20 protein-coding genes and 1 pseudogene are annotated in these 23,515 nt (G+C 71.0%); 11 read left to right on the top strand and 10 right to left on the bottom strand.

Going from position 1 to position 23,515, the window contains the following annotated elements; translation table 11 throughout:
* Positions 1-35: 35 nt before the first annotated feature.
* The 3 genes from K7787_RS07285 to K7787_RS07275 form a co-directional block, all read right to left on the bottom strand.
* The gene (locus K7787_RS07285; protein WP_223000887.1) at positions 36-950 is read right to left on the bottom strand and encodes a HipA family kinase; all 915 of its coding nucleotides are present in this window, start codon (positions 948-950) and stop codon (positions 36-38) included.
* A gap of 167 nt (positions 951-1,117) precedes the next feature.
* On the bottom strand, positions 1,118-2,638 hold the full coding sequence (locus K7787_RS07280) for a catalase (RefSeq protein ID WP_169438114.1): 1,521 nt from the start codon (positions 2,636-2,638) through the stop codon (positions 1,118-1,120).
* A 254-nt stretch (positions 2,639-2,892) separates the two neighbouring features.
* Positions 2,893-4,404, bottom strand: a complete 1,512-nt coding sequence (locus K7787_RS07275; protein WP_372456617.1) for an IucA/IucC family protein — start codon at positions 4,402-4,404, stop codon at positions 2,893-2,895.
* Between the two features lie 82 nt (positions 4,405-4,486).
* Here K7787_RS07275 and K7787_RS07270 point away from each other — a divergent pair, with 82 nt between their 5' ends.
* The 5 genes from K7787_RS07270 to K7787_RS07250 all read left to right on the top strand — a co-directional run bounded on the left by K7787_RS07270 (position 4,487) and on the right by K7787_RS07250 (position 10,654).
* The gene (locus K7787_RS07270; RefSeq protein ID WP_223000886.1) at positions 4,487-6,067 is read left to right on the top strand and encodes an IucA/IucC family protein; all 1,581 of its coding nucleotides are present in this window, start codon (positions 4,487-4,489) and stop codon (positions 6,065-6,067) included.
* A 119-nt stretch (positions 6,068-6,186) separates the two neighbouring features.
* Positions 6,187-7,725 carry a hypothetical protein gene (locus K7787_RS07265; protein ID WP_223000885.1) on the top strand — a complete coding sequence of 513 codons (1,539 nt, stop codon included), beginning with the start codon at positions 6,187-6,189 and terminating at the stop codon, positions 7,723-7,725.
* Positions 7,726-7,761: 36 nt separating this feature from the next.
* Positions 7,762-8,502, top strand: coding sequence for an NUDIX hydrolase (locus tag K7787_RS07260; RefSeq protein ID WP_223000884.1), 741 nt, complete (start codon positions 7,762-7,764; stop codon positions 8,500-8,502).
* A gap of 74 nt (positions 8,503-8,576) precedes the next feature.
* Positions 8,577-9,842, top strand: coding sequence for a VWA domain-containing protein (locus K7787_RS07255; RefSeq protein ID WP_223000883.1), 1,266 nt, complete (start codon positions 8,577-8,579; stop codon positions 9,840-9,842).
* Positions 9,842-10,654, top strand: coding sequence for a hypothetical protein (locus K7787_RS07250; protein WP_223000882.1), 813 nt, complete (start codon positions 9,842-9,844; stop codon positions 10,652-10,654). Before K7787_RS07255 ends, K7787_RS07250 begins: the two co-directional genes overlap by 1 nt.
* A 60-nt stretch (positions 10,655-10,714) precedes the next feature.
* On the opposite strand, the gene K7787_RS07245 is transcribed toward K7787_RS07250, so the two are convergent.
* On the bottom strand, positions 10,715-11,341 hold the full coding sequence (locus tag K7787_RS07245; RefSeq protein ID WP_223000881.1) for a winged helix-turn-helix transcriptional regulator: 627 nt from the start codon (positions 11,339-11,341) through the stop codon (positions 10,715-10,717).
* Between the two features lie 81 nt (positions 11,342-11,422).
* Between K7787_RS07245 and K7787_RS07240 the strand changes: the two genes are divergently transcribed.
* The 3 genes from K7787_RS07240 to K7787_RS07230 all read left to right on the top strand — a co-directional run bounded on the left by K7787_RS07240 (position 11,423) and on the right by K7787_RS07230 (position 14,824).
* Complete coding sequence (locus K7787_RS07240) at positions 11,423-12,631, top strand: pyridoxal phosphate-dependent aminotransferase (RefSeq protein WP_169438120.1); 1,209 nt, start codon at positions 11,423-11,425, stop codon at positions 12,629-12,631.
* 74 nt (positions 12,632-12,705) lie between these two features.
* Complete coding sequence (locus tag K7787_RS07235; protein ID WP_223000880.1) at positions 12,706-14,358, top strand: serine/threonine-protein kinase; 1,653 nt, start codon at positions 12,706-12,708, stop codon at positions 14,356-14,358.
* A gap of 61 nt (positions 14,359-14,419) precedes the next feature.
* Positions 14,420-14,824, top strand: a complete 405-nt coding sequence (locus K7787_RS07230; RefSeq protein ID WP_223000879.1) for a hypothetical protein — start codon at positions 14,420-14,422, stop codon at positions 14,822-14,824.
* 185 nt (positions 14,825-15,009) lie between these two features.
* Here the strand turns inward: K7787_RS07230 and K7787_RS07225 are convergent, their stop codons facing one another.
* The 4 genes from K7787_RS07225 to K7787_RS07215 are packed head-to-tail and all read right to left on the bottom strand — an operon-like array spanning position 15,010 to position 18,758.
* Positions 15,010-15,381, bottom strand: coding sequence for an ATP-binding protein (locus K7787_RS07225; RefSeq protein ID WP_308036303.1), 372 nt, complete (start codon positions 15,379-15,381; stop codon positions 15,010-15,012).
* On the bottom strand, positions 15,378-16,310 hold the full coding sequence (locus K7787_RS31635) for a hypothetical protein (protein WP_247720646.1): 933 nt from the start codon (positions 16,308-16,310) through the stop codon (positions 15,378-15,380). The genes K7787_RS07225 and K7787_RS31635 overlap by 4 nt, the downstream gene beginning before the upstream one ends.
* A gap of 25 nt (positions 16,311-16,335) precedes the next feature.
* Entirely contained in the window at positions 16,336-17,490 is a 1,155-nt protein-coding gene (locus K7787_RS07220; RefSeq protein WP_223000878.1) for an AAA family ATPase, read from the bottom strand.
* Positions 17,487-18,758: a DUF262 domain-containing protein gene (locus K7787_RS07215; protein ID WP_164392588.1), complete on the bottom strand. Its 1,272-nt coding sequence runs from the start codon at positions 18,756-18,758 to the stop codon at positions 17,487-17,489. The genes K7787_RS07220 and K7787_RS07215 overlap by 4 nt, the downstream gene beginning before the upstream one ends.
* Before the next feature lie 243 nt (positions 18,759-19,001).
* On the opposite strand from K7787_RS07215, the gene K7787_RS07210 reads away from it, so the two are divergent.
* From K7787_RS07210 to K7787_RS07200, 3 genes are all read left to right on the top strand, one after another.
* Positions 19,002-19,466, top strand: a complete 465-nt coding sequence (locus tag K7787_RS07210; protein WP_164392586.1) for a hypothetical protein — start codon at positions 19,002-19,004, stop codon at positions 19,464-19,466.
* A 15-nt stretch (positions 19,467-19,481) separates the two neighbouring features.
* Complete coding sequence (locus K7787_RS07205; protein ID WP_223000877.1) at positions 19,482-20,921, top strand: hypothetical protein; 1,440 nt, start codon at positions 19,482-19,484, stop codon at positions 20,919-20,921.
* Between the two features lie 197 nt (positions 20,922-21,118).
* The gene (locus K7787_RS07200; RefSeq protein WP_223000876.1) at positions 21,119-21,475 is read left to right on the top strand and encodes a hypothetical protein; all 357 of its coding nucleotides are present in this window, start codon (positions 21,119-21,121) and stop codon (positions 21,473-21,475) included.
* Positions 21,476-21,528: 53 nt separating this feature from the next.
* Here K7787_RS07200 and thrS read toward each other — a convergent pair.
* Together thrS and K7787_RS07190 are read right to left on the bottom strand one after the other, a co-directional pair.
* Positions 21,529-22,761, bottom strand: a pseudogene (gene thrS, locus K7787_RS07195) (threonine--tRNA ligase); the annotation flags it as partial.
* A gap of 213 nt (positions 22,762-22,974) precedes the next feature.
* Entirely contained in the window at positions 22,975-23,439 is a 465-nt protein-coding gene (locus tag K7787_RS07190) for an ATP-binding protein (protein ID WP_164392578.1), read from the bottom strand.
* Positions 23,440-23,515: the final 76 nt, after the last annotated feature.

Raw genomic sequence — 23,515 nt, 5'->3', positions numbered from 1 at the left:
CACACGTTCTCGTGCGGTGTCTCCCCCGGGGCGGGCTACTCCAGGTGGGCCGACCAGTCCTTCTCCGCGGCCGGCTTGCCGTGCAGATCGGGCACCCGCTTGAGCCAGTCGGGCCGTCCCGCCCGGGTCCTCGCCGCGCGCCGGGCCTCCTCGGCGGCCAGTTCGGCGCGGCCTGGGAAGTCCGTGGGCAGCCAGGCCGCGGAGGCGGCCACCCGGGCGGCGAGGTAGTCGGCGTAGGCGGCGCGCAGCTCCTCCGGGCCGGCGAAGCCCGGCTCGTCGGCGAGCCACGCGTCCGGCACCTCGGCCAGGACCGACCGCAGCAGCTCGGGGGTGACCCGGGGGGCGAGTTCGGCGTCGGCGGCCCGGACGTCGGGGCCGTACCGGCCGAGGGCGTGGTGCCGGAAGTCGTACGCCTTGTCGGGCGCCGAGGTGTCCCAGCGGTGGTGGAAGACGAGGGCGGCGCCGTGGTCGATCAGCCACAGCCGCGGCGGCACGGTGCCGAGTGTCGGCCAGATCATCAGGTTGGAGCTGTGGACGGTGCGGTCCACGTTGGCCGTCAGCGCGTCCAGCCACACGATCCGCCCGGCCTCCAGCGGGTCCACCGCGAAGGTCTCGGCGGCCTTCGGGGTGAAGTCGCGGGCGCCCGGCAGATAGTCCATGCCGAGGTTGACGCCGGGGCTGGCGTCGAGCAGGTCGCGTACCTCCTGGTGGGGTTCGTGCGCGGCCAGCTCCGGATCGAAGTGCACCAGCACCAGTTCGGGGAACCGCAGCCCGAGGGCGCGCGCCAGCTCCCCCACGACCACCTCGGCGACGAGCGCCTTGCGGCCCTGGGCGGAGCCGGTGAACTTCACGACGTAGGTGCCGAGGTCGTCGGCCTCCACGACGCCGGGGACCGAGCCGCCGGAGTGCAGGGGCTCGACATAGCGCGTCGCAGTGACCTCTCGCAGCATCTTCCCGTCCATCCCCACCGGTCGCCCACCATGCCCGACGCCAGCATAGTGATCACACGTGCCGAACCGGCGGGGAGGCGGGCCCGCGAGCGCCCGCGACGGCACACCCTTCCCGTGACGCCTTTGTGCTGTCCCGCGTGCTGCCCGTTACCTCTTGCGCCGCCCCGTCACGCCTTGTGCTGCATCGAGCTGCGCGCCGGGTTGCTCTGCGCGGCGGCCTTGGGGTCCTTCTCGTCGGCCTTGGCACGCACCCCGGCGGCGATGCGCTTGCCGATGTTTTCGTCGATGTTCGACCAGTATGCAAAAGCACGTTCGAGGACGGGTTCGCTCACGCCGTTCAGGAGATGCCCCACCACGTTGTCCACGAGGCGGTCGCGGGCGGCGTCGTCCAGCACCTCGCGCACCAGGGTGCCGGGCTGCCCCCAGTCGTCGTCCTCGGCGTGGGAGACGTAGGCGGACCGGGTGATCTCGCCGTCGGCCGTCCAGCTGGGCGGCGAGCCGTAGCGCTCCGTGTCCGCGGCGGGGCCGCCCTTGGAGTTCGGGGCGTACACCGGGTCGGTGGTGTACCGGTAGGCCATCGCCCCGTCCTTGGAATACGTGTGGACGTCCACGATCGGGGCGTTCACCGGCAGCTGCTGGTAGTTGGCGCCGATGCGGTGGCGGTGGGCGTCCGCGTAGGAGAACAGCCTGGCCAGCAGCATGCGGTCCGGGCTCGGGCCGATGCCGGGGACGAAGTTGTTGGGCTGGAACGCCGCCTGCTCGATCTGGGCGTGGTTGTCGGTGGGGTTGCGGTCGAGCGTCATGCGGCCGACCCGGATGAGCGGATAGTCGCCGTGCGGCCACACCTTGGTGAGGTCGAAGGGGTTGAAGCGGTAGTGCGCGGCCTCCGCGTACGGCATCACCTGGACGTACAGGGTCCAGCTCGGGAAGTCGCCGTCCCGGATGTGCTCGAACAGGTCCCGGGTGTGATAGTCCGTGTCGGCCGCGGCCATCTGGTCGCCCTCGTCCTGGGTGAAGAACTCGATGCCCTGGTCCGTCTTGAAGTGGTACTTCACCCAGAACCGCTCGCCGTCGGCGTTGATCCACATGTAGGTGTGGGAGGTGTAGCCGTTCATGTGGCGCCAGGTGCGCGGGATGCCCCGGTCGCCCATCAGCCAGGTGACCTGGTGGGCGGACTCCGGGGACAGCGTCCAGAAGTCCCACTGCATGTCGTGGTCGCGCAGGTTGTTGTCCGCGCGGCGCTTCTGGGACCGGATGAAGTGCTGGAATTTCATCGGGTCCTTCACGAAGAACACGGGCGTGTTGTTGCCGACCATGTCGTAGTTGCCTTCGCTGGTGTAGAACTTCACCGCGAAGCCGCGCGGGTCGCGCCAGGTGTCCGGGCTGCCGCGCTCCCCGGCGACGGTGGAGAACCGGATGACCAGGTCGGTGCGGACGCCGGGCTGGAACAGGGCCGCCTTCGTGTACGCGCTGACGTCGTCGGTCACCTCGAAGTAGCCGAAGGCGCCGCTTCCCTTGGCGTGCGGCTGGCGCTCTGGGATCCGCTCCCGGTTGAACTGCGCCATCTGCTCGATCAGGTAGGCGTCCTGGAGGAGGATCGGCCCCCCGGGGCCCACGGTGAGCGAATGCTCGTCGCTCTCCACCGGCGCCCCGGAGTCGGTCGTCGTGGCGGGTCGGATCTCCGTCATGGGTCTGCCTTTCGTGGTGCGTCAGCAGTCACGTCGCGGCTTCCTCGTGCTCCGACGCCCGATCGGGTGCGTGACGGCGGTCGCCGCCGGGCATCGCGCACCGCGCGGCCCGCCGGCACGGGTCACCTCGTTCCGACAGGTCGCGTGACCCGTAGCAGGCGGACTAAACACTCATTCCCCCGGCCGCTCCCGGCCGCTCCCGCCCGCCCTGGGCCGACCCGCCCGGCCCCGCCCGGCTCCGCTCCCGGCGTCTCCTACGCCCCGGCCAGCGGGTTGCGCAGCGGGCGGTAGCGGGCGGCCGCGCCGTCGGCGCCGGTCCAGCGCAGGAGGAGATTGGTCTTGGCGGGGAGGGGGGGGGTGGTGAGGAGGGCGGGGATCTCGGGGAGGGGGTGGCGGGAGAGTTCGCGGCGGGCGGCGGGCCAGGGGTCGAAGCCGGGGTGGCGTTCGGCGAGGGCGGCGGCGATCTCGGTGAGGTGGTTGACGACCAGGCAGTACACCAGCCGCTCCCAGCCGGCCGCCCGGCTGGTCTCCGGCAGCAGCTTCACGCCCTCCGCGTCCCGGAACAGCGCCTGCACGGGCAGCCCGGCCGCGTCCACGGCGATCAGCGAGTTCTGCAGATGCGCCTCCAGGACGACGCCGTGGTCGGCGAAGGCCGCGAGGGCGGGCGGCACGACCTGGCGCAGATACGCCGCCCACCACACCGCCGGGTCCATCGGGCGGTCCAGCGGGTTGCCGTCGAAGCCCTCGGCGAGGGCGGCGGCGAGCAGCACCGTCGTACCGGGCAGCGCGTGCCGGCCGAGTCCGTCGCGGACGACGACGGCCAGCTCCTCGAAGGCGAAGGAGGCGGTGCGGTAGCCGCGGTCGCTCAGCCAGGCCGCCGGGCCGTCCAGGGCCGCGAAGGCGGTGACGGCGGCCGCGTCCGTGCGGCGCAGCCGCAGCAGGTCGTGCCGCCACAGCCGGCGCACGTCGTTGGTGATCCGCACGTCCAGGCTGAACTTCAGGAAGAGGTCGGGGCCGGCGGCGTGGACGGTGCGGACGGCCGCCGTCGGGCACGTCTCGAACGGCGTGTGCCCGAGCCGCAGCAGCCGGCCGTCCGCGAACGCCTCGGCGAGGTCGCCGCCGATCAGGTCCAGCTGCCAGGGGTGCGCGGGCAGCAGCCGGTAGCCGGGCGGGGCCTGGCCGAGCGCGTCGAGCGCCGAGGTGTCGCCCTCCTCGACGGCCAGGTCCTCGCGCACGGCCAGCAGCGTCAGCGGGAAGCGGGCGTACGCCTCGGGCGCGTACGGCAGCCAGGAGGCGACCGGGCCGCCGCCGCGCGCCTTGGGCGCCGGGTGGTAGGGGTGGCCGGTGACGAGGGACTGCTCGGAGCGCAGATACGGATCGGCGGGGGCCGCCGTCCGGTCGCGGGCGGCGAGCAGCGCCCCTACCGCCTCCCGGCTGTCGATCATCTCGGCGGGCAGCTCGTCGTTGGTCAGGCCGGTGTGCCGGCGCAGTTCGTCGGCGACGAGTTTGACCAGCTCGGTGTGGCCGACGCGCCGCCAGCCGCCGTCCGTGCGGACCTCGGGGTCGGCGGGCCGCCGTCCGGTGCGCACCCGCAGCAGCCGCCCACCGCCGGGCAGCCGGTACGTCTGCCGTCCCGCGGGGTCCGGGCAGGGCTGCGCCAGTTCGCGGATCAGGCAGTTCAGCAGGGGCGCGGCGGCGTACGCGTCGGCGCGCGCTCCGGCGTCGGCGCTGAGGGGCATGGGCTCCACGCGTTCCATTCGTTCCATACGTCCACACGGTGCGGTGTGATCAGTATGTCTGCCCGGCGCGCGCTACCGTGACGCCCGACCCGCAACCGAAAGGCCGATCGTGCACCGTTCCCCGACCGCCGAGACCGAGATCGGCGAGGAGTTGGCCGTCGAGCGGCCCGGCCTGGTCGCAGGGTACGACCGGGAGCTGCCCGGCGCGCGGGCGGCGGTGCTGACCCGCCTGTGGCGCGCCCTGGCGCACGAGCCGCTGCCGTGGATCGCGGGCCGGGAGCGGGTGCGCGACGGCCTGGTGCTGCGGCTTTCCGACGGTCGCATGCTCGACGGCCCGCCGTCGGACCCGTACGCCACCACCGCGTACGTCTCCGCCGTCCGTCTCGACGGCACCTCCTACGACCATCCGGCGCGTCTGGTGACGGACCTGGCCGTGCCACACGGCGAGGCGTTCGCCGCCGAACTGGCGCACAGCGTCGCCTCGTTGGCCTTGTCGCGGGCCGACCGGCCGCCGTCCCCCGGCACTCACCCGAACGAGTGGCCCGCGACGGACTGGGAGTGGGAGCAGCGGGTGGTGGACGGGCACCCCTTCCACCCCAACTGCCGTTCCCGGCCCGGCTTCTCGGTGGCCGAGCAGCTGGCGTACGGCCCGGAGCACCGGCCGGTGGTGGAGCTGGGCCTGCTGCCGGTGCCCGTGGCGGAGTGCCTGGTGAGCGGGGAGTGGCCGAGCGAACTGCGGTCGGGCGGACGGCTGTTGCTGCCGGTGCATCCGTGGCAGGCACGGCATGTGCTCAAGCGCACGGGCGCGGGCGACGGCCGTACAGGCGGGGGCGGCGGCGCGGGGGCGGGCGTGGAGGCGGGCGGGCGCGCCGGGCTCGTGGCGCATCCGCTGATGTCCCTGCGCACCCTGGCCCTGCCGGACGGCCCGCACGTCAAGACGGCGCTGTCGGCGCGGCTCACCTCGTCGGTGCGGGACATCTCGGTGGGCTCGGTGGCGGCCTCGGCGGTGCTGTCGGCCTTCGCGCAGGAACTGGCCGCCCGCACGGACGGGTTGCTGCACGTCACCCGCACCCTCGGTGCTGCCGCCGCCGGCACGGCGGACCTGGCGGCGCTGTGGCGCGAGTCCCCGCGCGCCTACGCGGCGCCGGGCGAGCACGTCCTGCCGGTGGCGGCCCTCGCCACCACGGACCTGCCGAACTCCCCCGCCTGGGCAGCCGACTTCGCCCGCCTCGCCCTCACGGTCGGGCTGCGCCTGCTGGAGCTGGGCGTGGCCCTGGAGGCGCACGGCCAGAACCTGCTGGTGGTGCTCTCCGCGTCGGGCGCGCCGCTGCGGCTGGTCTACCGCGACCTGGCGGACATCCGGGTGAGCCCGGACCGGCTGGCCCGGCACAGCATGCGGGCGCCGGACCTGCCCGCCCGCAACCTCACCGACGATCCCGTGGCCCTGCGCCGCAAGCTGTTCGGCTCCCTGGTGGCGGGCGCGCTGGCGGGCACGACCGGCTCGGCCCCGGCGCTGCGGGCGGCCATGGAGGCGGCCGTCGAGGACCTGCCGGACACACCGGACACCCGGGCACTGCGCGAAGAGCCCTTGCCCACGAAGGCGTTGACGCTGATGCGGTTGTCGCCGGGCCGTTCGGGGGATATCTGGACGCGACTGCCCAACCCTCTCGGCGGCGTCGGGAACGCATGACGCCGGGCGGCTGGATATCGGTCATCGTGTGTACCGAAAAGGACACATCGGCCCCTGCGACGCCGACCGGGAGGTAGCTCTGTGGAGTCCACCCGACACGAGAGTCCCGAGAGCAGCAGATGACTGACGGCAACAGCAGTGACGGCCTGATGACGCCGATCCGCCCGGAGCAGTTGGAGTCCGGAGCGGTGATCGCGCAATCGCTGGACAACCAGTGGGTTCCGGCGCCTCTCGCCAAGGACATGATCGCGCGCGGGCGGTCCCTCGACCAGATCGCCCCGCAGCGGCTCCAGGAGGTGCGCGCGGAGTACTTCCGCAGCCTGATCAACGCGAGCCAGGTGGTGATCAACCGCGCCTACTTCTACAACAACGACGCGATCAGCCGCGACTTCGCGCAGCAGGGCGAGTCACGCACGGCGCACCAGAAGCTCCTCGCCTCGGGGGCCATCGTGCCCTTCCTGCTCAACGAACGGCACCCGGCCGAGGAGCCGCCGGCCCATCTCCACGCGCGGCCGGACGGGTTCACCGCCTGGCAGGAGACGCTGGCGGGGATCCCGGCCACGGACCGGGTGCGCTGTGTGCGCATGTCCTGGGACGACACCTCGGGCGACCAGGAGAACCGGGAGCAGACCCGGATCCGGCTGTTCCAGCCGTTCGCCGAGCGGGTACAGGGCCTCACGGCCAAGGACATCGACGTCCTCGCCGCCCAGGTCGGCGTGGACCGGCGGGACGCGGACCGGTTCGCGCGCCGGCTCGGCGAGGTCGTCGCGTTCAGCAACGACCTCAGCGTGCGCAGGCAGCCGGTCGTGCGCAACACGCTGTACGAGGAGTTCGTGTCCGTCCCCGGGACGAACATCGCGGAGGGCAGGTACGACGGGGGCAAGCCCTTCGCGGCGGAGATCAAGCAGCTCCTCGACCTGGTCTACAACGTCAACCTGGCCGACGCGCTGGGGCGTTACCCCCTCACGCCCGTGGGCAGCCTGCGCCGGGTGGTGCTGCAGGAGGCCCGGGAGGCCAGGAGCACCGCCGGGTTCATCGAGGACCCGGAGCAACTGCTCACCCTGCTGCGGCGGCAGAGCTTCGCCACGGTCCAGGACCATCTGACGCCCGCCGCCGTGAACGCGCTGACCCTGCACGACATCTATCAGCTGCGGCAGACCTCCGCGTGGAACGAGTACGTCCGGGCGTTCAGCGCGCTGACCGCCGCCCCGGAGGCGTTCCACGACTCGGTGGGGCGGGTCTTCGACCGTTACGTCCGGCTCAACTCGGAGATCCTCAAACTGGCGCGGCATCGCGATCGGGCCCGGCCGGCCCCGTGGCGTCCGGTGGTCGAGGTGGTGGTCACCGTGGGCGCGGCCGTGTTCACCGCCGTCAGCGGCAACGACCTGTGGGAGGTGGCGGGTTCGGTGCTGCCGCTGACGGTGAGCGGGTCGCTCACCGGATCGGTGCAGCTGGTGCTGCGCAATCGGATCGCCGGGCGGCGGGAGCAGCGGTTCGCCCGCGAGATAGCCGCCGTACGGCTGGCCGGTGAACGAGAATGGGCGCAGTTCCACGATCTCGTACAGCGGCTGCCCGGCTACCGGGACGCGACCGGGCCCGGCCCCACCGGCACGGCGTCCACGACCACCCAGGACAACGAAGACCTGCCCGAGTACTGACCCCGGAGTACGCCCTTGCACAGCCCGAAAGGTCCGATGAGCCGTTACGAGGCCCTGCGCCGGGCCGTCCCCGAGTGGTTCCGCAACGATCCCGGGGAGATCGAGATCCTGACGGAACCGGCCTCGGTCCGCCGGGCCCGGCGCGCGGCCGCCGCGGCCGGGCAGAGCCCACAGGGGCGGGCCGGGGCCCTGTGGGCGCGGCTGAGGGCGGCGGTCCGGCCGGTCCGGACCGGTGTGATCTCGGCCAACCGCTATCTGTGGTACCTGCGCGATCCCGTGCGGTTCCCCGACGGCCGGCTGGGTCTGTACGACCGGCTCCTGCCGCCTCCCGGCGCCTCCCCCGGCGTGGTGGTGCTGCCGCTGCTCGGGCCCGGGGGGAAGGTCGTGCTGATCGAGCACTACCGGCACGCCACCCGCCGGCGGCACTGGGAGGCGGTGCGCGGCTTCGGGGACCCCGGCGCCACGGGCGAGGAGAACGTCACGCGGGAACTGGGCGAGGAGATCGCCGCGACCCCGACGGAGGTGATCGCGCTCGGCGACGTCCACCCCGACACCGGCCTGCTGGCCCATCGGGTGCAGCTGTACGCGGCCCGGGTGGACGGCTTCGGCGATCCGGAGAAGGGCGAGGCGATCGGGAGGGTCGTCACGGTGACTCCGGCCGAGGCGGAGGCCATGGTCGCCGATGGGCGGATCACCGACGGGTTCACCGTCGCGGCGCTGTACCGGGCCCGTCTCGCGGGCCTCCTGGCCACGGACCGGGAGGGCGGCGCGATCTGACGACGTGACGGACATGTCCGCCGCGGCCACCCGCCGTTTTGAAGCCGGACGGGTTTGGTCAATAGGATCCGCCGATGATCACAAGACAACGGCTGGCGGCAGGGGTCTGTGCTCTGCTCGCCGCCCTGACGGCCGGGATCGCGTTCCCCGCCGGCGCGGTCGCCGACGAGACGGACGGGCAGGCCGCGCCGAAGGTCGAACTCGTCCTGGACGTCAGCGGTTCCATGCGCACCCGGGACATCGACGGCGGCACGCGGATGGCCGCGGCGAAGCAGGCCTTCAACGAGGTGCTCGACGCGACGCCCGAGGAGGTGCAGCTCGGCATCCGCACGCTGGGCGCCGACTACCGGGGCAACGACCGCAAGGAGGGCTGCAAGGACACCGCGCAGCTCTACCCGGTCGGCCCGCTGAACCGCACCGAGGCCAAGACGGCCGTCGCGACGCTGTCGCCGACCGGGTGGACGCCGATCGGTCCCGCGCTGCTGAAGGCGGCCACCGATCTGGAGGGCGGTGACGGCACCCGCCGTATCGTCCTGATCAGCGACGGCGAGGACACCTGCCAGCCGCTGGACCCGTGCGAGGTGGCCCGCGAGATAGCCGCCAAGGGCATCGGCCTGACCATCGACACCCTCGGCCTGGTGCCCGACGCCAAGACGCGTGACCAGCTCAGCTGTATCGCGGACGCCACCGGCGGCACCTACACCGACGTCCGGCACAAGGACGAACTGAGCGACCGGGTCGGCCAGTTGGTAGACCGGGCCGCCGATCCGGTGGTCACTCCGGTGGCCGTGCAGGGCGCCGCCGACTGCGTGAAGGCCCCCGAGCTGAAATCCGGTCTCTACACCGACCGCGAGGAGTTCGGGCAGCAGCGCTGGTACCGGGTGAACGTCGAGCCCGGTCAGGAGCTGCGTGCCTCGGTGAGCGTCGCCGACGACCGCACGGTCAACCCCGACTACGGGGTGCTGCTGCGGGCGGTGACGCTGCACGGGCGGGAGATCGTGCGCGGCGAGGCCGCGGGCACCGGCCGTACGGACGTGATCTCGACGGGTCTGCGCTACCCGAAGGCCGACAGCGACGATGACGACGCGCCGGCCGAGACGGTGTGCCTCCAGGTCACCAACTCCTTCTCGGCGGCGGCCGGGGTGAAGACCACGCCGGGTCTGCCGCTGGAGCTGACCGTGGACGTGGTGGACGGTCCGAGCGCGGCGCACGACGTGGCGGCGTTCGGTCTGGGCCGCGGCTGGTGGCTGCTGGGTCTGCTGGTGGTCGTCGGCTTCCTGGCGGGCCTCGTCTGGGGCTGGCTCTCGCGCTGGCGGGTCACGATCTGGAGGACGAACTGATGCGTTTCACACGTGTGCTGAGCGCGGCGCTGCTGGCCGTGGGACTGGCCGCGGGTCCGGCCGCGGCCGACTCCTCGCCCTCCCCGAGCCCGTCCGGCGACAAGGACGCGCCGACCCAGGCGGGCACGTCGTTCCGTACGGCGACGGAGATCGAGCAGGGGCAGCAGGCGACCGCCTCCGGCTCCACGGGCGACTACATGTACTGGTCGTTCCCGGCGGACGCGGGCGAACGGCCCACCGTCAAGGCGACGGTGAAGCTGCCGGAGAAGCACGCCGCGCAGACCTGGCAGCTCGACGTGTACGACGGGCTGCGCCGCCGCCAGGCGTGCCAGTACGGCGCGCAGACCCGCACCGCGGCGGCGGGCACCGCCACCGTGGAGCTGGCCTGCGTCCTGCGCACGGTGCGCGCCTGGTCGGAGCCGTGGGCGAACGACCCGCTGCCCGGCACCTACTACGTCCGGCTCACCGTGGTCGGCCTCCAGGCGTCCGACCTGGGGCAGCCGGTGAACGCCGAGGTGCGGGCCGACTCCAAGCACATCGGCGGTCCGGCGGCCGTGGACGGCTCGCTGGCGCAGCCGCTGGTCCCGGGCATCGCGGTCACCTCCGCGAAGGACGACGGCGACGCGGCGGACGGCTCGAAGAAGCACCCGGTCCTGTCGAGCATCGAGCCGGACGGCGGCTGGTCCTCCTCCTGGTGGTCGGACCGCTGGGTGTGGAGCGGGATCGGCGCCGTGCTGGCCGCGCTCGCGGGCATCGGCGGGTACGCGCTGACGCGGGGTTCGGGACGCCCGTCCCGGGCGCCGGGCAACTGACGCCCAGTCACATCTTTTCCCGCGAAGGCCCGTTCTCCTCCCCGGAGGACGGGCCTTCCGTCATCCCTCCCGCAGCGCCTTGGCGAGGGTGCCGTCGCCGCTCACGTCCACCCGCCCGTCGCGCACCGCGTCCGCGAGGGCCACCTCGCCCCGGGCGACGGCCGTGCAGACGGCGGAGTCGAGGACGAGCCGGGCGTCGGGCGCGCCGGACGCCGGACCGTCGCCGTACACGGGACCGTCCTCGGCGCCGACGTGGAGGTGGAACACGCCTTCCTCCAGACGCACTTCGACCAGGCCCTCGCCGTCGAGCGCGCGCAGCAGGGGCAGGGCGAACCAGTGGGCGCGTACGGCGTCGGTGGGCCGGGGCACGCCGAGTTCGGGCTGCCCCCACTCCCCCAGCGCCTGGAGCACGGGCAGCAACGCGCGTCCGCGGTCGGTGAGTTCGTAGACGTAGGCGGCGGCGGGCGGGGGCAGCCGGCGGCGGGCGGTGAGGCCGTCGCGCTCCATGTCCTTCAGCCGTGAGGCGAGCACGTCCGTGCTGACTCCGGGCAGGTCCGCGTGCAGGTCGGTGTAGCGGCGGGGACCGGCCAGCAGTTCACGGACGATCAGCAGCGTCCAGCGGTCGCCGACGAGGTCGAGCGCGCGGGCGGCGGAGCAGTACTGGTCGTAGCTTCGGCGAGGTGACATGCGACGCAGTCTAGACATGTCGTTGGACTTTCCAAGCTCCTACTTGGTAAAACCAAGCAACACGAGTTCCCGGAGGAGCGCATGGAGTTCCGGCAGTCGAACAAGCTCAGCGAGGTCTGCTACGAGATCCGCGGCCCGGTGATCGAGCACGCCAACGCCCTGGAGGAGGCGGGCCACAGCGTCCTCAGGCTGAACACGGGCAACCCGGCGCTGTTCGGCTTCGAGGCGCCGCAGGAGATCCTCCAGGACATGATCCGGATGCTGCCCCAGGCGCACGGCTACACCGACTCGCGCGGCGTCCTCTCCGCGCGGCGCGCGGTGGCCCAGCGCTACCAGGAGCGGGGGCTGGAGGTCGGCGTGGACGACGTCTTCCTCGGCAACGGCGTCTCGGAGCTGGTCTCCATGGCCGTCCAGGCGCTGGTGGAGGACGGCGACGAGATCCTCATCCCCGCGCCGGACTTCCCGCTGTGGACGGCCGTGACGACGCTGGCCGGCGGCAAGGCGGTGCACTACCTGTGCGACGAACAGGCCGAGTGGTACCCGGACCTGGACGACATGGCCGCGAAGATCACCGACCGCACCAAGGCGGTGGTGATCATCAACCCGAACAACCCCACCGGCGCGGTGTACCCCAAGGAGATCCTGGAGGGCATCCTCGATCTCGCCCGCCGGCACGGCCTGATGGTGTTCGCCGACGAGATCTACGACCAGATCCTCTACGACGACGCCGTGCACCACTCGACCGCCGCGCTCGCCCCGGACCTGGTCGTCCTCACCTTCTGCGGCCTGTCCAAGACCTACCGGGTGGCGGGCTTCCGCTCGGGCTGGCTGGTGGTGACCGGCCCGAAGCAGCACGCGCGCAACTACCTGGAGGGCCTGACCATGCTGGCCTCCATGCGGCTGTGCGCCAACGCGCCCGCGCAGTACGCCATCCAGGCGGCGCTGGGCGGCCGCCAGTCCATCAAGGAACTGACCTCGCCGGGCGGCAGGCTGTACGAACAGCGCAACGTGGCCTGGGAGAAGCTGAACGAGATCCCCGGCGTCTCGTGCGTGAAGCCGAAGGGCGCGCTGTACGCGTTCGCGCGCCTCGACCCGGAGGTCCACAAGATCCACGACGACGAGAAGTTCGTCCTGGACCTGCTGCTGCGCGAGAAGATCCAGGTCGTCCAGGGCACCGGCTTCAACTGGCCCTCCCCCGACCACTTCCGCATCCTCACCCTCCCGCACGCGGACGTCCTGGACACGGCGATCAGCAGGATCGGGCGGTTCCTCGGGGGGTACCGGCAGTAAGGGCCGCCGTTGCTCACCCCCGTGTGGCGGGAACCGGCTGCCGCGCCCCGGCGTGATCCGTCATGCTGGCGCCGGTGCCGATCACGGGAGGTGGCGGGGTGGAGCGGGGCGCTCTCATCGCGGACAGGTACGAGCTGACCCGGCTGCTCGGCCGGGGCGGCATGGGCGAGGTGTGGGCCGCCCGGGACCGGCGCCTGCACCGCGCCGTCGCCGTCAAGCTCCTGCGTCACGACGACAGCGCATCGTCCGAGCTGGTCCAGCGCTTCGCACGCGAGGCCGTCGCCGCGGCCCAGATCAACCACCCGAACGTCGTGGCCCTTCACGACAGCGGGGTCCACGAGGACGTGCACTTCCTCGTCATGGAGCACATCGAGGGCACCAGCCTCGCCGAGCATCTGCACGGGCACGGCCCCCTGCCCGTGGGGCGCGCCCTGGAGATCGCCGAGGAGATCTGCGCCGCCCTCGTCGCCGCGCACACCGTCAACGTCGTGCACTACGACATCAAGCCGTCCAACGTCATGCTCACCGCCGACGGCTCGGTCAAGGTCGTGGACTTCGGCATCGCCGGCTTCACCCACGCCCACACGTTCACGGTCGCGCCGACCAGCGTGCTCTCGCCGGTGGGCACCGCCCAGTACGGGGCGCCCGAGCAGTTCCTGGACCAGCGCGGTGACGAACGCTCCGACCTCTACGCCCTCGGCAGCGTCCTGTTCGCCCTGCTCACCGGGGAGCCGCCGTTCGGCGACGGCACCCCGCTGGCGGTGGTCCGCCGCAAACTCGACGAGGAGCCCCGGCCGGTGACCGCGCTGCGGCCCGACGTCCCGGCTCCGGTGGCCCGGTTGCTGACGGAGCTCCTCCAGCGAGACCCGGACGGCCGTCCCCGCCCGGCTGCGGCGGTGCGTGAGCGCCTCGCCCGGCTGCGCGCGGACGCCGACCACACCGCGCCGCTGCCGCCGGCCACGCCCACGCGCGCCCTTCCCGACGCCGGAGGCGACAGCGAGGACGCCGAGCCGCCCAGGCTCCCCATGCCCGACCGGCGTTGGACCGGCCGCAGGGGTGCCGTCCTTCTGGCGTCCCTCTCGGCGGCCCTCGTCCTGGTGGCCGCCGTCACCTACTACGCCACGGCCGGCCACCGCGCCGCACGCGCCGACGACACCGGATCGACCTCCAGCCCGAGTCCGAGCACCGCGGCGACGGCCCGGTTCCAGCGGATGCCGGACCTGTGCGGCTATCTGGAGCGCAACCGGATGCGCGGGTACACCCAACTGGCGGCCTACGAACTGCACCCGTCCACCAACGACAGCAAGAACGCGAACTGCGGGTGGAAGGCGGACGGCACCATCCCGTTCCAGGTGGTGGTCGAAGCGGACCTGCTCGACAGCAAGGCGGACGCGCGGAAGCGGATGGCCGCGATCGAGCCCGGCCCCAACCCCTTCGACTCCACCATCACCACCAGCGAGGTACCGCCGTCCGACGCACTCGGAGAGGAGGTTCTGCAGGCGGTCATGGACGAGAAGAGCGACAAGTCCGGCAAGAGGGACATGGCATGGGTTCACTTCCGGCGTGAGAATCTCTTCATCACGGTGACGTACAGCGAGTCCGAGATCCCGGCGGACGAATCGGGCCAGCAGGAGTTCTGCAGGAGCATGGCGCTCCAGACCGCCCGCATGCTCGACGGGTTCCTCACGGACGAACCGGAGAACCACGAGAAGCCCGTCTGGGGCTGACCGGCCCTCGCATACCGGGGGCGGCCGCCCCGCCGCGTCCCCGTCTGCGGTCCTGTCCGGCATGTCCGCACGCGATCGACGGCTGCCCCGGCGCCGGGCCTGGCCCCTGACGAGAACCGACGTCGCCGAGTGTCTCGGCCCGCGCCTGGACCACGTCAGGGAGCTGCGGTTCCTCACCGGGGGCGGCAGCGGGGACATCGTCCTCGGAGCGGCCTGGGTCGCTCCGCTCTCCCGCACCTACGGCCGCGGCGTCCACCCGGATTCGGTCGGCTGCTTCGTCGACGTGCATCCGCTGGCCGCCGCGGACCGCGCCGCCACCCGTGCGGTCCTCCGGGAGCAGGCCCTCCCGCAACTGCGCGAGTGGATCGAGCGGGCGATCACCGCCGACGATACCTGGCAGCTGACCTATCATCAGCACCTCTGGCGGCTCACCGGCGGCCGGCTCACGCACGGGGACGAGGCGTGAACAGGGTGTGGACGAAGGTGGTCGGCGCCCTCCTGGGGTCGGTGTCGGTGTGTTCGCTGGGGGCCTGCTTCTCGGAGCCGGTCGGGCGGCGGGTGCCGTACTGGGTCGAGGGGACGACGCCGACGGAGGTGGCTCGACGTATGCGTACGACGATCCCGGCGCGGGCCACGCCTGGGGCGACGCGGTCAGTTCAGGAGGACCTCGCACCAGACCGTCTTCGTGTACGGGTCCCCGTTCGTCACTCCCCAGTGGGTCGACAGGGCCTCCACCAGCAGCAGGCCCCGGCCCGACTCCTCGTCCGGCGGCGACTGCGGGAGCGTGCCCGGCGTGGGCGGGCGGTGGTCCGGCCTCGCGTCCGTGACCTCGATCCGCAGCGCCGGGTCCGCCGCGTGCAGGGTCAGCGACATGCGGAAGTCCCGGCCCCGCACCCGGCCGTGCCGCACCGCGTTCGCGGTCAGCTCCGCGACCAGCAGGGCGACCGTCCCGCTCGCCTCCGTCTCGTACCCCCAGCCCCAGTCCGCCAGTTGCTGGGTCGCCAGACGGCGGGGGTGGTTCACAGGTCCGGGCGGATCTTGCTGCCGATGTGTGCGAGCTGGATCGCCCGCTTCGTCGGGAGCAGACGGAAGTGAATGCGACCCGGTCCCGGAGTGAAGCGAGCATGCAGGTGGTAGCAGTGCTTCGCCCCGTCCAGGTCGGTGAACCAGCACTCACGCTTGCGCGTCTCGCCCTCCGGAGTCACCTTGGTCAGCCAGTCGGGTTCGGCCGAGGCTGCCGGCTCCCAGGCCCCGACCGCCTCCTCCAGCTTCTCCAGACAACGACGCACCGGGACGACCCAGTGCGGTCCGAGCGCGGTCAGCTGCTCCTCGGTGCGTGGCAGGAAGTCCAGGTGCGGATAGAGGTCCGCGCGCCGTTCCCAGATCGCGCGTCCTGAGGTGACGGCGTGCAGGCGGCTCTGGCGAATCCAGGCACGGTGTTCGTCGACGTGCGGTTGCGCCGACAGGTTTCGGACACTCACGATGTCGTGCGTCAAGGTCAGCGAGCCGGCGTCCGACTCGCTCAGTTCCCTGCGATGCAGGAGAACAGAAGGTGTGTGCCAGTCCGGGACGACCGGCAGACTCACTGCGAGGCCGTCCATGAAATGGGCGGCCCCGAGGCCGAGGACGACAGTCTCCCGATGGTGGTATTCCAGATGGTCCGCCGCATCCTCGGCCGGGAGGACACTGCGGACCGGGGACCGATTCTGCAGAGCGCGGAGGCGCTGCCAGCGTGCGTGGTTGCGGGGGTTGCTGCCGATCCACTTGGTGATCGGGTATCCCTCGGCGATCTCCAGCGCTTTGAGCGGCAACTCGCTCACCACGGCCGTGCCGGTTCTGTCCTCGGCCGCAACGGCCCGGACGGCATCGACGAAGTCCGACATCGCCCGGTCGGCGCGTGCTGGGTCGCAGGGCATCCCCCACGACTTCTCGTTCAGGAACAGCAGCGGCATCCAGCCTTCTCCCCCACGCTCTGCATCAGTCAAGCAACTGGTCCAACGAGTGCTCCCACTCGTCGAAGAAGCCCTCGGGCCAGTGTTCGATCATGCCGTCCTTGTCGATATGAGGGGTGACGACCTCGGCGCCCGCCCCGTTCCCGCGGAAGTAGTGCACGACAGCGGCCTCGGGCCGTAGGACACTCTCCTTCACGGCGATCCGCACACCGTTCAGAACGTGGTCGCTGTGCGTCTCGACGATCAGCTGGGCACCCGTGGCGGCGGCTGCAGAGAGCAGTGCGGCCATGCGGCTCTGGCCCTTGGGGTGCAGGTGAGCCTCCGGATTCTCCAGCAGAATGAGGCTCTCGGACGTCGCACTGAGGCAGGCAACCACGATCGGCAGGGCATAGGTGAGGCCGAAGCCGACGTTGGTCGGGCGTCGCCGGCGGGTGGCGTTGATGCCCGCGGTGCCGCCGAAGCCGTAGGAAAGGCGGACGGAGTCGGTGCCCTCGATGGCGGAGGCCTGGAGATTGACCCCCGGGCACAGTTCCTGCATCCAGGCGACGGTCTGGTCGAGGAGCCGGGGAGAGGCGGCTCGCGGGTGACGCAGAGGGCCTTCGAGGACCCTACGGTCAGCATGGTGCCGAAGGTAGTTGACCGTATGTTCGCCCCGCACCCCCAGGAAGTCGCGGGCAATGGCGATCAGGTGTGACCGGGGGTAGGTGACCGCCGGCGTGATGCGATCGGCGTGCAGGTACTGGAACGGGTTGTAGGCGAGTGGGGCCGAGCCATGGATCTGAGGCGTGTACACCGGCATCAGGTCCTGATCCGGCTGCGCCGGGTCGTATTCCGCGTTCCAGCCGTACTCCACCCCGTCCTGTGTGATCAGGAATCCGACGACGATCTGAGACGCGTGGACGAAGGGGAACAGGCCTTCGACCGGTCCGAAGTCCTCATGCAGTACGTCCTGGGCAGTGCCGAGTCGCACGAGTTCACCGTTCAGGAGGAATCCATCCGCATCGAAGGAGCCCCCTTCGCGTAGACCGCCTGCCTCGTAGGACTGGCGCAGCACGCCCAGCGCCTGGAGCACACTGCTCTTGCCCGAGGAGTTCAGCCCGGTGAGAAGGGTCAGTGGGCCGAGCGGCAGTTCCAGACTCCGAAAGGCCTTGAAGTTGACCAGAGCGAGTCGGGTGATCACTTACCTGCCTCCTGAACCGGTTGGTCGACAAGGTCCTCGAAGAGTTCCTGGAGCGCGTCGAACCGCTTCCGCACCTTCTTGGGATCACCGGTTCCCACGGACACGGATCGCTCGAACTCGGTGTCTTCCATCAAGTCCGCGAAGGCGTTCAGCACATCGTGCTGCTCCAGTTTTCTCCGACCCTCGGCACCAAGCGATGCGAGGTTCACAGCGACACTTTCGAACAGGGCTTTGTTGATGGGGGACTTGCGCTGCTGACGCCACCGGTACTTACGGAAGGCGTGGATGCCGAAGATTCGCTGAGCCGCGACCATGGCCGTAGCGAACTCCGCTCGCAGCCGTTCCTCGTCCTCCGGATCCAAGCGATTGATCAGGTGCATGGCGTCGGCCAGGAACGAGTCGAAGTCGCCTGAGCGGTAGGCGCTGGGCGGCGTCAGCCGGAACGCGAGGAATCTCAGGGCCATCTCCCGGTCGGCCATCCGATCGCCCACCACGCTGTGGCCGGTCGCGCTCTGAAACTCCTCGGACTCCGCGAGTTCCGCGAGCAGGGTCCTGGCACGGCCGGGAATCAGTGCGTGTCGGATCTCCTGCCGCGTGAGCGGTTCGCCTCCGGTGTTGATACGAGCGAACACGTTGAACATCACTGGCTCCGGCGTGCCTCGACGGATGACATGAACGACGACCTCCGTCTCACGAAGCCGGATCTGAAGCTTGCCTGAAAGATCCGCGAAATCGGCTCCCGCAAAATTGCGCAGGTATTCCAGGCCAGTGAGCTTCAGCGGCTGAGCATGCACCGTCTCGGGGTCCAAGAAGCGTGCGATGGAGGTCAGTCGCTGGATTCCGTCGACGATGGCCCAACTCCCATCCTTCTTCTCCGCAGCGTAGAAGGACGGAATGGGAATGCGTAGCAGGAGCGACTCGATGAGACGGCTCTGCTTCTCATCGGTCCAGATGCCCGCACGACGCTGGAAGTCTGGAGCGAGGTCGATCATCTCGTTGCGCAGCCGGGACAGCAGCAGGTCGACCGTGGTCGTGCGGGTCTCGATGTCGATGTGCTCAGGGTCGAACGGGGAAGTGATCCGATCCCTCTCCTCGTCGGTTTCCTCCCGCTCGACATCGGTAGGCCGCCCGTCGGCGCTGACTTCCAGTTGGAACGAGGACAGGCCGGTGGCGTCCGACTCCGCTGCCTCTCCTCCACTCACCTGGTACCGCTCGTACACCGACCGCCGGTCCCGTGTGCGCCCCTGGCTGCTGTCGTCCAGCGCCATGTCGTCTCGTCGCCCTCGCCCTCGTGTGGTGCCGGATCGTCGTGCCGATTTCCCTCACCGTCAGCCTACCGGCCGTGATCCCGCGGTGACCGCCGTACAGCTCCGCCACCGTTCGGTCCAGCGCCGGGAACCATCGGCGCGGGGAACCAACGTCCGCGCCGACGCGGTCATACGTACGTAAGCTGCTATCAGGTGTACGTATGACGAGGCGGGCCAAGCCGTCGCAACGGGGGTTCGGAGCATATGACTTGGGACGAATGGGAACGGTCGAAGAGACGCGTCGCCGAGGAGAGGGCGACCGGTCTGCACCTCGACCACGCGCCGAGCGCGGGCGGTGACGGGGACCTCGTCGTTCATCAGGACGACTTGGGTGCCGTCGGGCACGAGGCCTTCCAACTGCACACCCGCCTGCACGATCAGGTCGACATCGCGGGAGCGGGGGCCGATGCCCACGGTGCCGGTACGACGATGCAGGCCGCCGCCGCGCTGAAGAGTCATCACTTCGGCATGGGGGCGGGGTTGGAGACGACCGTTTCGGTGTGGACCTCGCAGGTCAAGGCGGTCCTGCAGGCGTTCGCCCACATATCGAATCACCTGGACTACTCGAAGAAGCGGCATGCGCACGACGACGACGCGATCGCTGCCGAGGTCCGCAGCCGGAACGGCACCGCCGTCCCCGTGTCCGTTCTGAACAGCTACTTCAAGTGACCGGGAGGAGGAAGTATGGACTACCACGATCTGCTGAACGTGGACCTGAGCAAACTGGGGTCCGCGGTGGATACGTGGGAACAGGCGGTCAAACACCTGGAAGCCCTGGCCAAAGACGCCCAGGACGGGCTGAAGGCGAAGGCCGACAAGGCGCGCTGGGCCGGAGTCAACGCCACTGTGACCCGGGAGTTCGTGGACAAGACGGCCAAGGAGTGCACTGATCTGCACAGTGAGGCCAAGAGTATCTGGAGCGTCCTGGACGACGCTCACCAGGAGCTGGTCGGCCTGCAGCACAGGGCGAAGAGTCTGGAGGCGGACGCACGCGAGGACGGCTACCTCGTCGTCGCCGGCGAGAACGGCTCGGTGAAGGTCATGCCTGGTATGTGCACGGTCGACGGCAAGGAGGAGGGGCAGAAGGCCAAGGATCTGATGCAGTGGTACGCGGACAGCCTCGCCGACGTCGTGCGTCACGCCGCGGAGATCGACGCCGCCGTCGTTCGTGCACTGGGCCGCAGCCACGGCAACGATCCTTACAACGCGGGCCACGCCACCTACACTTCGCTTGATGAGGACATGCTGCCGCGCGCCCTGGAACTCGCCGAACTCGGCGGCGATGCCAACGCGCAGCAGAAGGCTGAACTACGACGGCTGTGGGAGTCACTGAGCCCGCAGGCTCGCGCCGAACTGTGGACTCAGCACCAGGACGACTTGCTCTCCGCCGGCATCCTCAGCCCTCAGGTCAAGCAGGTGGCACCTGACGACGGCGCGGGTCCGTATGACGTGGACGACCCCGGTGCACACGACTTCTGGGTCCTCGCCCAAGCGAAGGCCATGTCGAACGGCGGCGACTTCATCGGCAACACCGACGCCGCCCGCAATATGGACCACTACCTGCGTGGCACCGGGACGACTCTCGATCTCGATGTGGACAGGATGATGCGTGACGACGTCGCGCTTCGTACCGCGGCCGAGAAGTCCATCCGGGACCATCAGGACGAATGGCGTCGAACGGCACTGGACGCCTACGAGAAGTCCGGCGGCAAGCCGGTGACGATCCCGGTCGAGACCGCCGGCGCCGGATACACGCACAGTGACCGCAACTGGTACCTGGCGGTAGGCAGCGCCAACACCAACACCACCGGTGCTGTCACCGTGGTGCCGGGACCGGACGGCAAACCGAAGGTCAGTCTCGACTACCAGGTCAATGTCTGGGACCGGTACAACTGGGACCCCGGTAAGGCCACCAAGATCGGGCCGACGACCGTGACCGACGCGGACATGGCTCATCTGCACACGACCGGCCTGGCGAAGGAGTACGACATGCGAGGCACTGGAACAGTGCGGCACTACGATTTGGGCACCGGCAGCGGCGATTCAGCGCCGCTGCCCCCTCCGGCCGATCCTGGCCGGGACGGAACGCGTACGGACATCGGGCGAAACGGCGACGCACGGTGAGGGACCGATTCTTGCGCGCGGCGCCGTGGGGCCCGGGCCGGGCGGTCGGAGCGGTGGTGGGTGTCGTGCTGGTGTGCGCGTTGGGGGCGTGCTCGTCCGGTCCGACTCAGCACGATTCCGGGCGTGGGAAATCGGACGTTGGGCGGCGGGTGCCGTACTGGGTCGAGGGGACGACGCCGGCGGAGGTGGCTCGACGTATGCGTACGACGATCCCGGCGCGAGCAACGGATGTACGGGCCGCCTACCAGAAGGGTTTCCAGGACGACGGGCTACTGCTCGCGTTCACGCTGCCCAAGGAAGACACCGAGGCGTTCGTCCGGGAACTGCGGCCCGACAGCCCTCTGTCGCACCGCGCGCACGCCCTCTCCTCCGCCGGTGACGGCGAACCGACCACTCCCTTCGCCCACCTCGGACTGCCCGAGCCCGAGGCGCTCGCCGACGTCACCGAAGGGCCGGTGTGCGCCCCCTGCCAGGGAGACTTGAACTCGCTCAGCGCCGCCGTGCATCCGCTCGACGCTCAGCACAGCCGGGTGTACCTCCGAGGCGTGGACTGAGGTCCAGGCCGGAGGCAGGACGACGGCTAACGCGTATGCGGTCGCTGCGCCCGTTACGCCTTGACGGCGGGCCACAACTCGGGGTTGTGGGAGGCGGTCAAGGCGTTGATGCGGGTGAGGGCGTCGGTGGTCGGCTGTGGGGGCAGGCGGCGGCCGTCGCGCAGGCGGAGGGACACGTGGTCGTCGGTGGCCTCCTTCGCGCCGATGACGGCCTGGTACGGGACCAGGCGGGAGGCGCGGACGCGGGCGCCGAGGGTTCCGCGTTCCGGGGCCGCGATCTCGGCGCGCAGGCCGAGGTCGGTGCAGCGGCGGGCCAAAGCCTCGGCGTGCGGCAGTTCGGCGGCGGAGACCGGCAGGACGGCCAGTTGGACCGGGGCCAGCCAGGCCGGGAACGCTCCGCCGTGCGCCTCGACGAGATGGGCGACGGCCCGCTCCACGCTGCCGATGATGCTGCGGTGCACCATCACCGGGCGGTGCCTGGCCCCGTCCGCGCCGATGTAGTGCAGGTCGAACCGCTCGGGCTGGTGGAAGTCGACCTGCACGGTGGACAGGGTGGACTCGCGGCCGGCGCTGTCGGCGACCTGGACGTCGATCTTCGGGCCGTAGAACGCGGCCTCGCCCTCGGCCGCCTCGTAGGGCAGCCCCGAGCGGTCGAGGACCTCGGTCAGCAGGGCGGTGGCGCGCCGCCACTTCTCCGGTGCGGCCACGTACTTGCCGCCGGGGCCCGGGAGGGAGAGGCGGTAGCGGGCCGGGGTGATGCCCAGCGCCTCGTACGCCCGGCGGATCATCTCCAGCGCGGCCCCCGCCTCCTCGGCGACCTGGTCCAGGGTGCAGAAGATGTGCGCGTCGTTGAGCTGGATCGCCCGTACCCGGGTCAATCCGCCGAGGACGCCCGACAGTTCGGAGCGGTACATGCCGCCCAGCTCGGCCATCCGCAGCGGCAGCTCGCGGTAACTGTGCGCGCGGGAGCGGTAGATCACCGCGTGGTGCGGGCACAGGCTCGGCCGCAGCACGACCTGCTCCCCGCCGAGGTCCATCGGCGGGAACATGTCGTCGCTGTAGTGATCCCAGTGCCCGGAGATCTCGTACAGCTCGCGTTTGCCGAGGACCGGCGAGTACACGTGCCGGTAGCCCGCCCGCCGCTCGGCGTCGCGGATGTACTCCTCCAGGGTGTGCCGTACGGTCGCGCCGTCGGGCAGCCAGTACGGCAGCCCCGCGCCCAGCAGCGGGTCGGTGTCGAACAGGTCCAGCTCACGGCCGAGCTTGCGGTGGTCGTGCATGGCGGTCTCCTCGCGGACATCGGGCGAGCGACCGCAAGCCGAAGCCCCGGGGCACTCGCCCCGGGGCTTCGGACTGAGACATCGGTCAGCGCGCCGGGACACTCTCCGGCGTCGTCGTCATCGCAGCGCGCTTCATGCCCCGGACGCTAGCAGGGGCCCACGGCGCCCGCACCCTCATTTCGCGGCGGGGCCGGGGGCCACGCGCCTGCGGTGACGCGGTCAGTTCAGGAGGACCTCGCACCAGACCGTCTTCGTGTACGGGTCCCCGTTCGTCACTCCCCAGTGGGTCGACAGGGCCTCCACCAGCAGCAGACCCCGGCCCGACTCCTCGTCCGGCGGCGACTGCGGGAGCGTGCCCGGCGTGGGCGGGCGGTGGTCCGGCCTCGCGTCCGTGACCTCGATCCGCAGCGCCGGGTCCGCCGCGTGCAGGGTCAGCGACATGCGGAAGTCCCGGCCCCGCACCCGGCCGTGCCGCACCGCGTTCGCGGTCAGCTCCGCGACCAGCAGGGCGACCGTCCCGCTCGCCTCCGTCTCGTACCCCCAGCCCCAGTCCGCCAGTTGCTGGGTCGCCAGGCGGCGGGCCAGTCGTGCGCCCCTCGGCGTCGCCGACAGACGGATCGTGAAGTGCCCCGTGGGCGCGAGGGATTCTGCGGTCCACCCGGGGGTGGAGATCTCGGCGTTCATGTCACCCAGCGTGGCGGCTCGTCACTACGCTGCACAGCGACGACGACGGTACGCAGCGTCACTGTCCGGGTGCCGT

It is taken from the genome of Streptomyces sennicomposti, from assembly GCF_019890635.1.
Classification (GTDB): domain Bacteria; phylum Actinomycetota; class Actinomycetes; order Streptomycetales; family Streptomycetaceae; genus Streptomyces; species Streptomyces sennicomposti.
Note: the sequence above shows the minus strand (reverse complement) of the source record. Positions and strands in the feature narration are given on the sequence as shown.

Excerpts from the sequence above, each read along its gene's own strand:
- K7787_RS07285 (WP_223000887.1), bottom strand. The coding sequence starts at position 950 with ATGCTGCGAGAGGTCACTGCGACGCGCTATGTCGAGCCCCTGCACTCC.
- K7787_RS07280 (WP_169438114.1), bottom strand. The coding sequence starts at position 2,638 with ATGACGGAGATCCGACCCGCCACGACGACCGACTCCGGGGCGCCGGTG.
- K7787_RS07275 (WP_372456617.1), bottom strand. The coding sequence starts at position 4,404 with ATGGAACGAATGGAACGCGTGGAGCCCATGCCCCTCAGCGCCGACGCC.
- K7787_RS07265 (WP_223000885.1), top strand. The coding sequence starts at position 6,187 with ATGACTGACGGCAACAGCAGTGACGGCCTGATGACGCCGATCCGCCCG.
- K7787_RS07260 (WP_223000884.1), top strand. The coding sequence starts at position 7,762 with ATGAGCCGTTACGAGGCCCTGCGCCGGGCCGTCCCCGAGTGGTTCCGC.
- K7787_RS07255 (WP_223000883.1), top strand. The coding sequence starts at position 8,577 with ATGATCACAAGACAACGGCTGGCGGCAGGGGTCTGTGCTCTGCTCGCC.
- K7787_RS07250 (WP_223000882.1), top strand. The coding sequence starts at position 9,842 with ATGCGTTTCACACGTGTGCTGAGCGCGGCGCTGCTGGCCGTGGGACTG.
- K7787_RS07245 (WP_223000881.1), bottom strand. The coding sequence starts at position 11,341 with ATGTCACCTCGCCGAAGCTACGACCAGTACTGCTCCGCCGCCCGCGCG.
- K7787_RS07240 (WP_169438120.1), top strand. The coding sequence starts at position 11,423 with ATGGAGTTCCGGCAGTCGAACAAGCTCAGCGAGGTCTGCTACGAGATC.
- K7787_RS07230 (WP_223000879.1), top strand. The coding sequence starts at position 14,420 with ATGTCCGCACGCGATCGACGGCTGCCCCGGCGCCGGGCCTGGCCCCTG.
- K7787_RS31635 (WP_247720646.1), bottom strand. The coding sequence starts at position 16,310 with ATGCCGCTGCTGTTCCTGAACGAGAAGTCGTGGGGGATGCCCTGCGAC.
- K7787_RS07215 (WP_164392588.1), bottom strand. The coding sequence starts at position 18,758 with ATGGCGCTGGACGACAGCAGCCAGGGGCGCACACGGGACCGGCGGTCG.
- K7787_RS07210 (WP_164392586.1), top strand. The coding sequence starts at position 19,002 with ATGACTTGGGACGAATGGGAACGGTCGAAGAGACGCGTCGCCGAGGAG.
- K7787_RS07205 (WP_223000877.1), top strand. The coding sequence starts at position 19,482 with ATGGACTACCACGATCTGCTGAACGTGGACCTGAGCAAACTGGGGTCC.
- K7787_RS07200 (WP_223000876.1), top strand. The coding sequence starts at position 21,119 with ATGCGTACGACGATCCCGGCGCGAGCAACGGATGTACGGGCCGCCTAC.
- K7787_RS07190 (WP_164392578.1), bottom strand. The coding sequence starts at position 23,439 with ATGAACGCCGAGATCTCCACCCCCGGGTGGACCGCAGAATCCCTCGCG.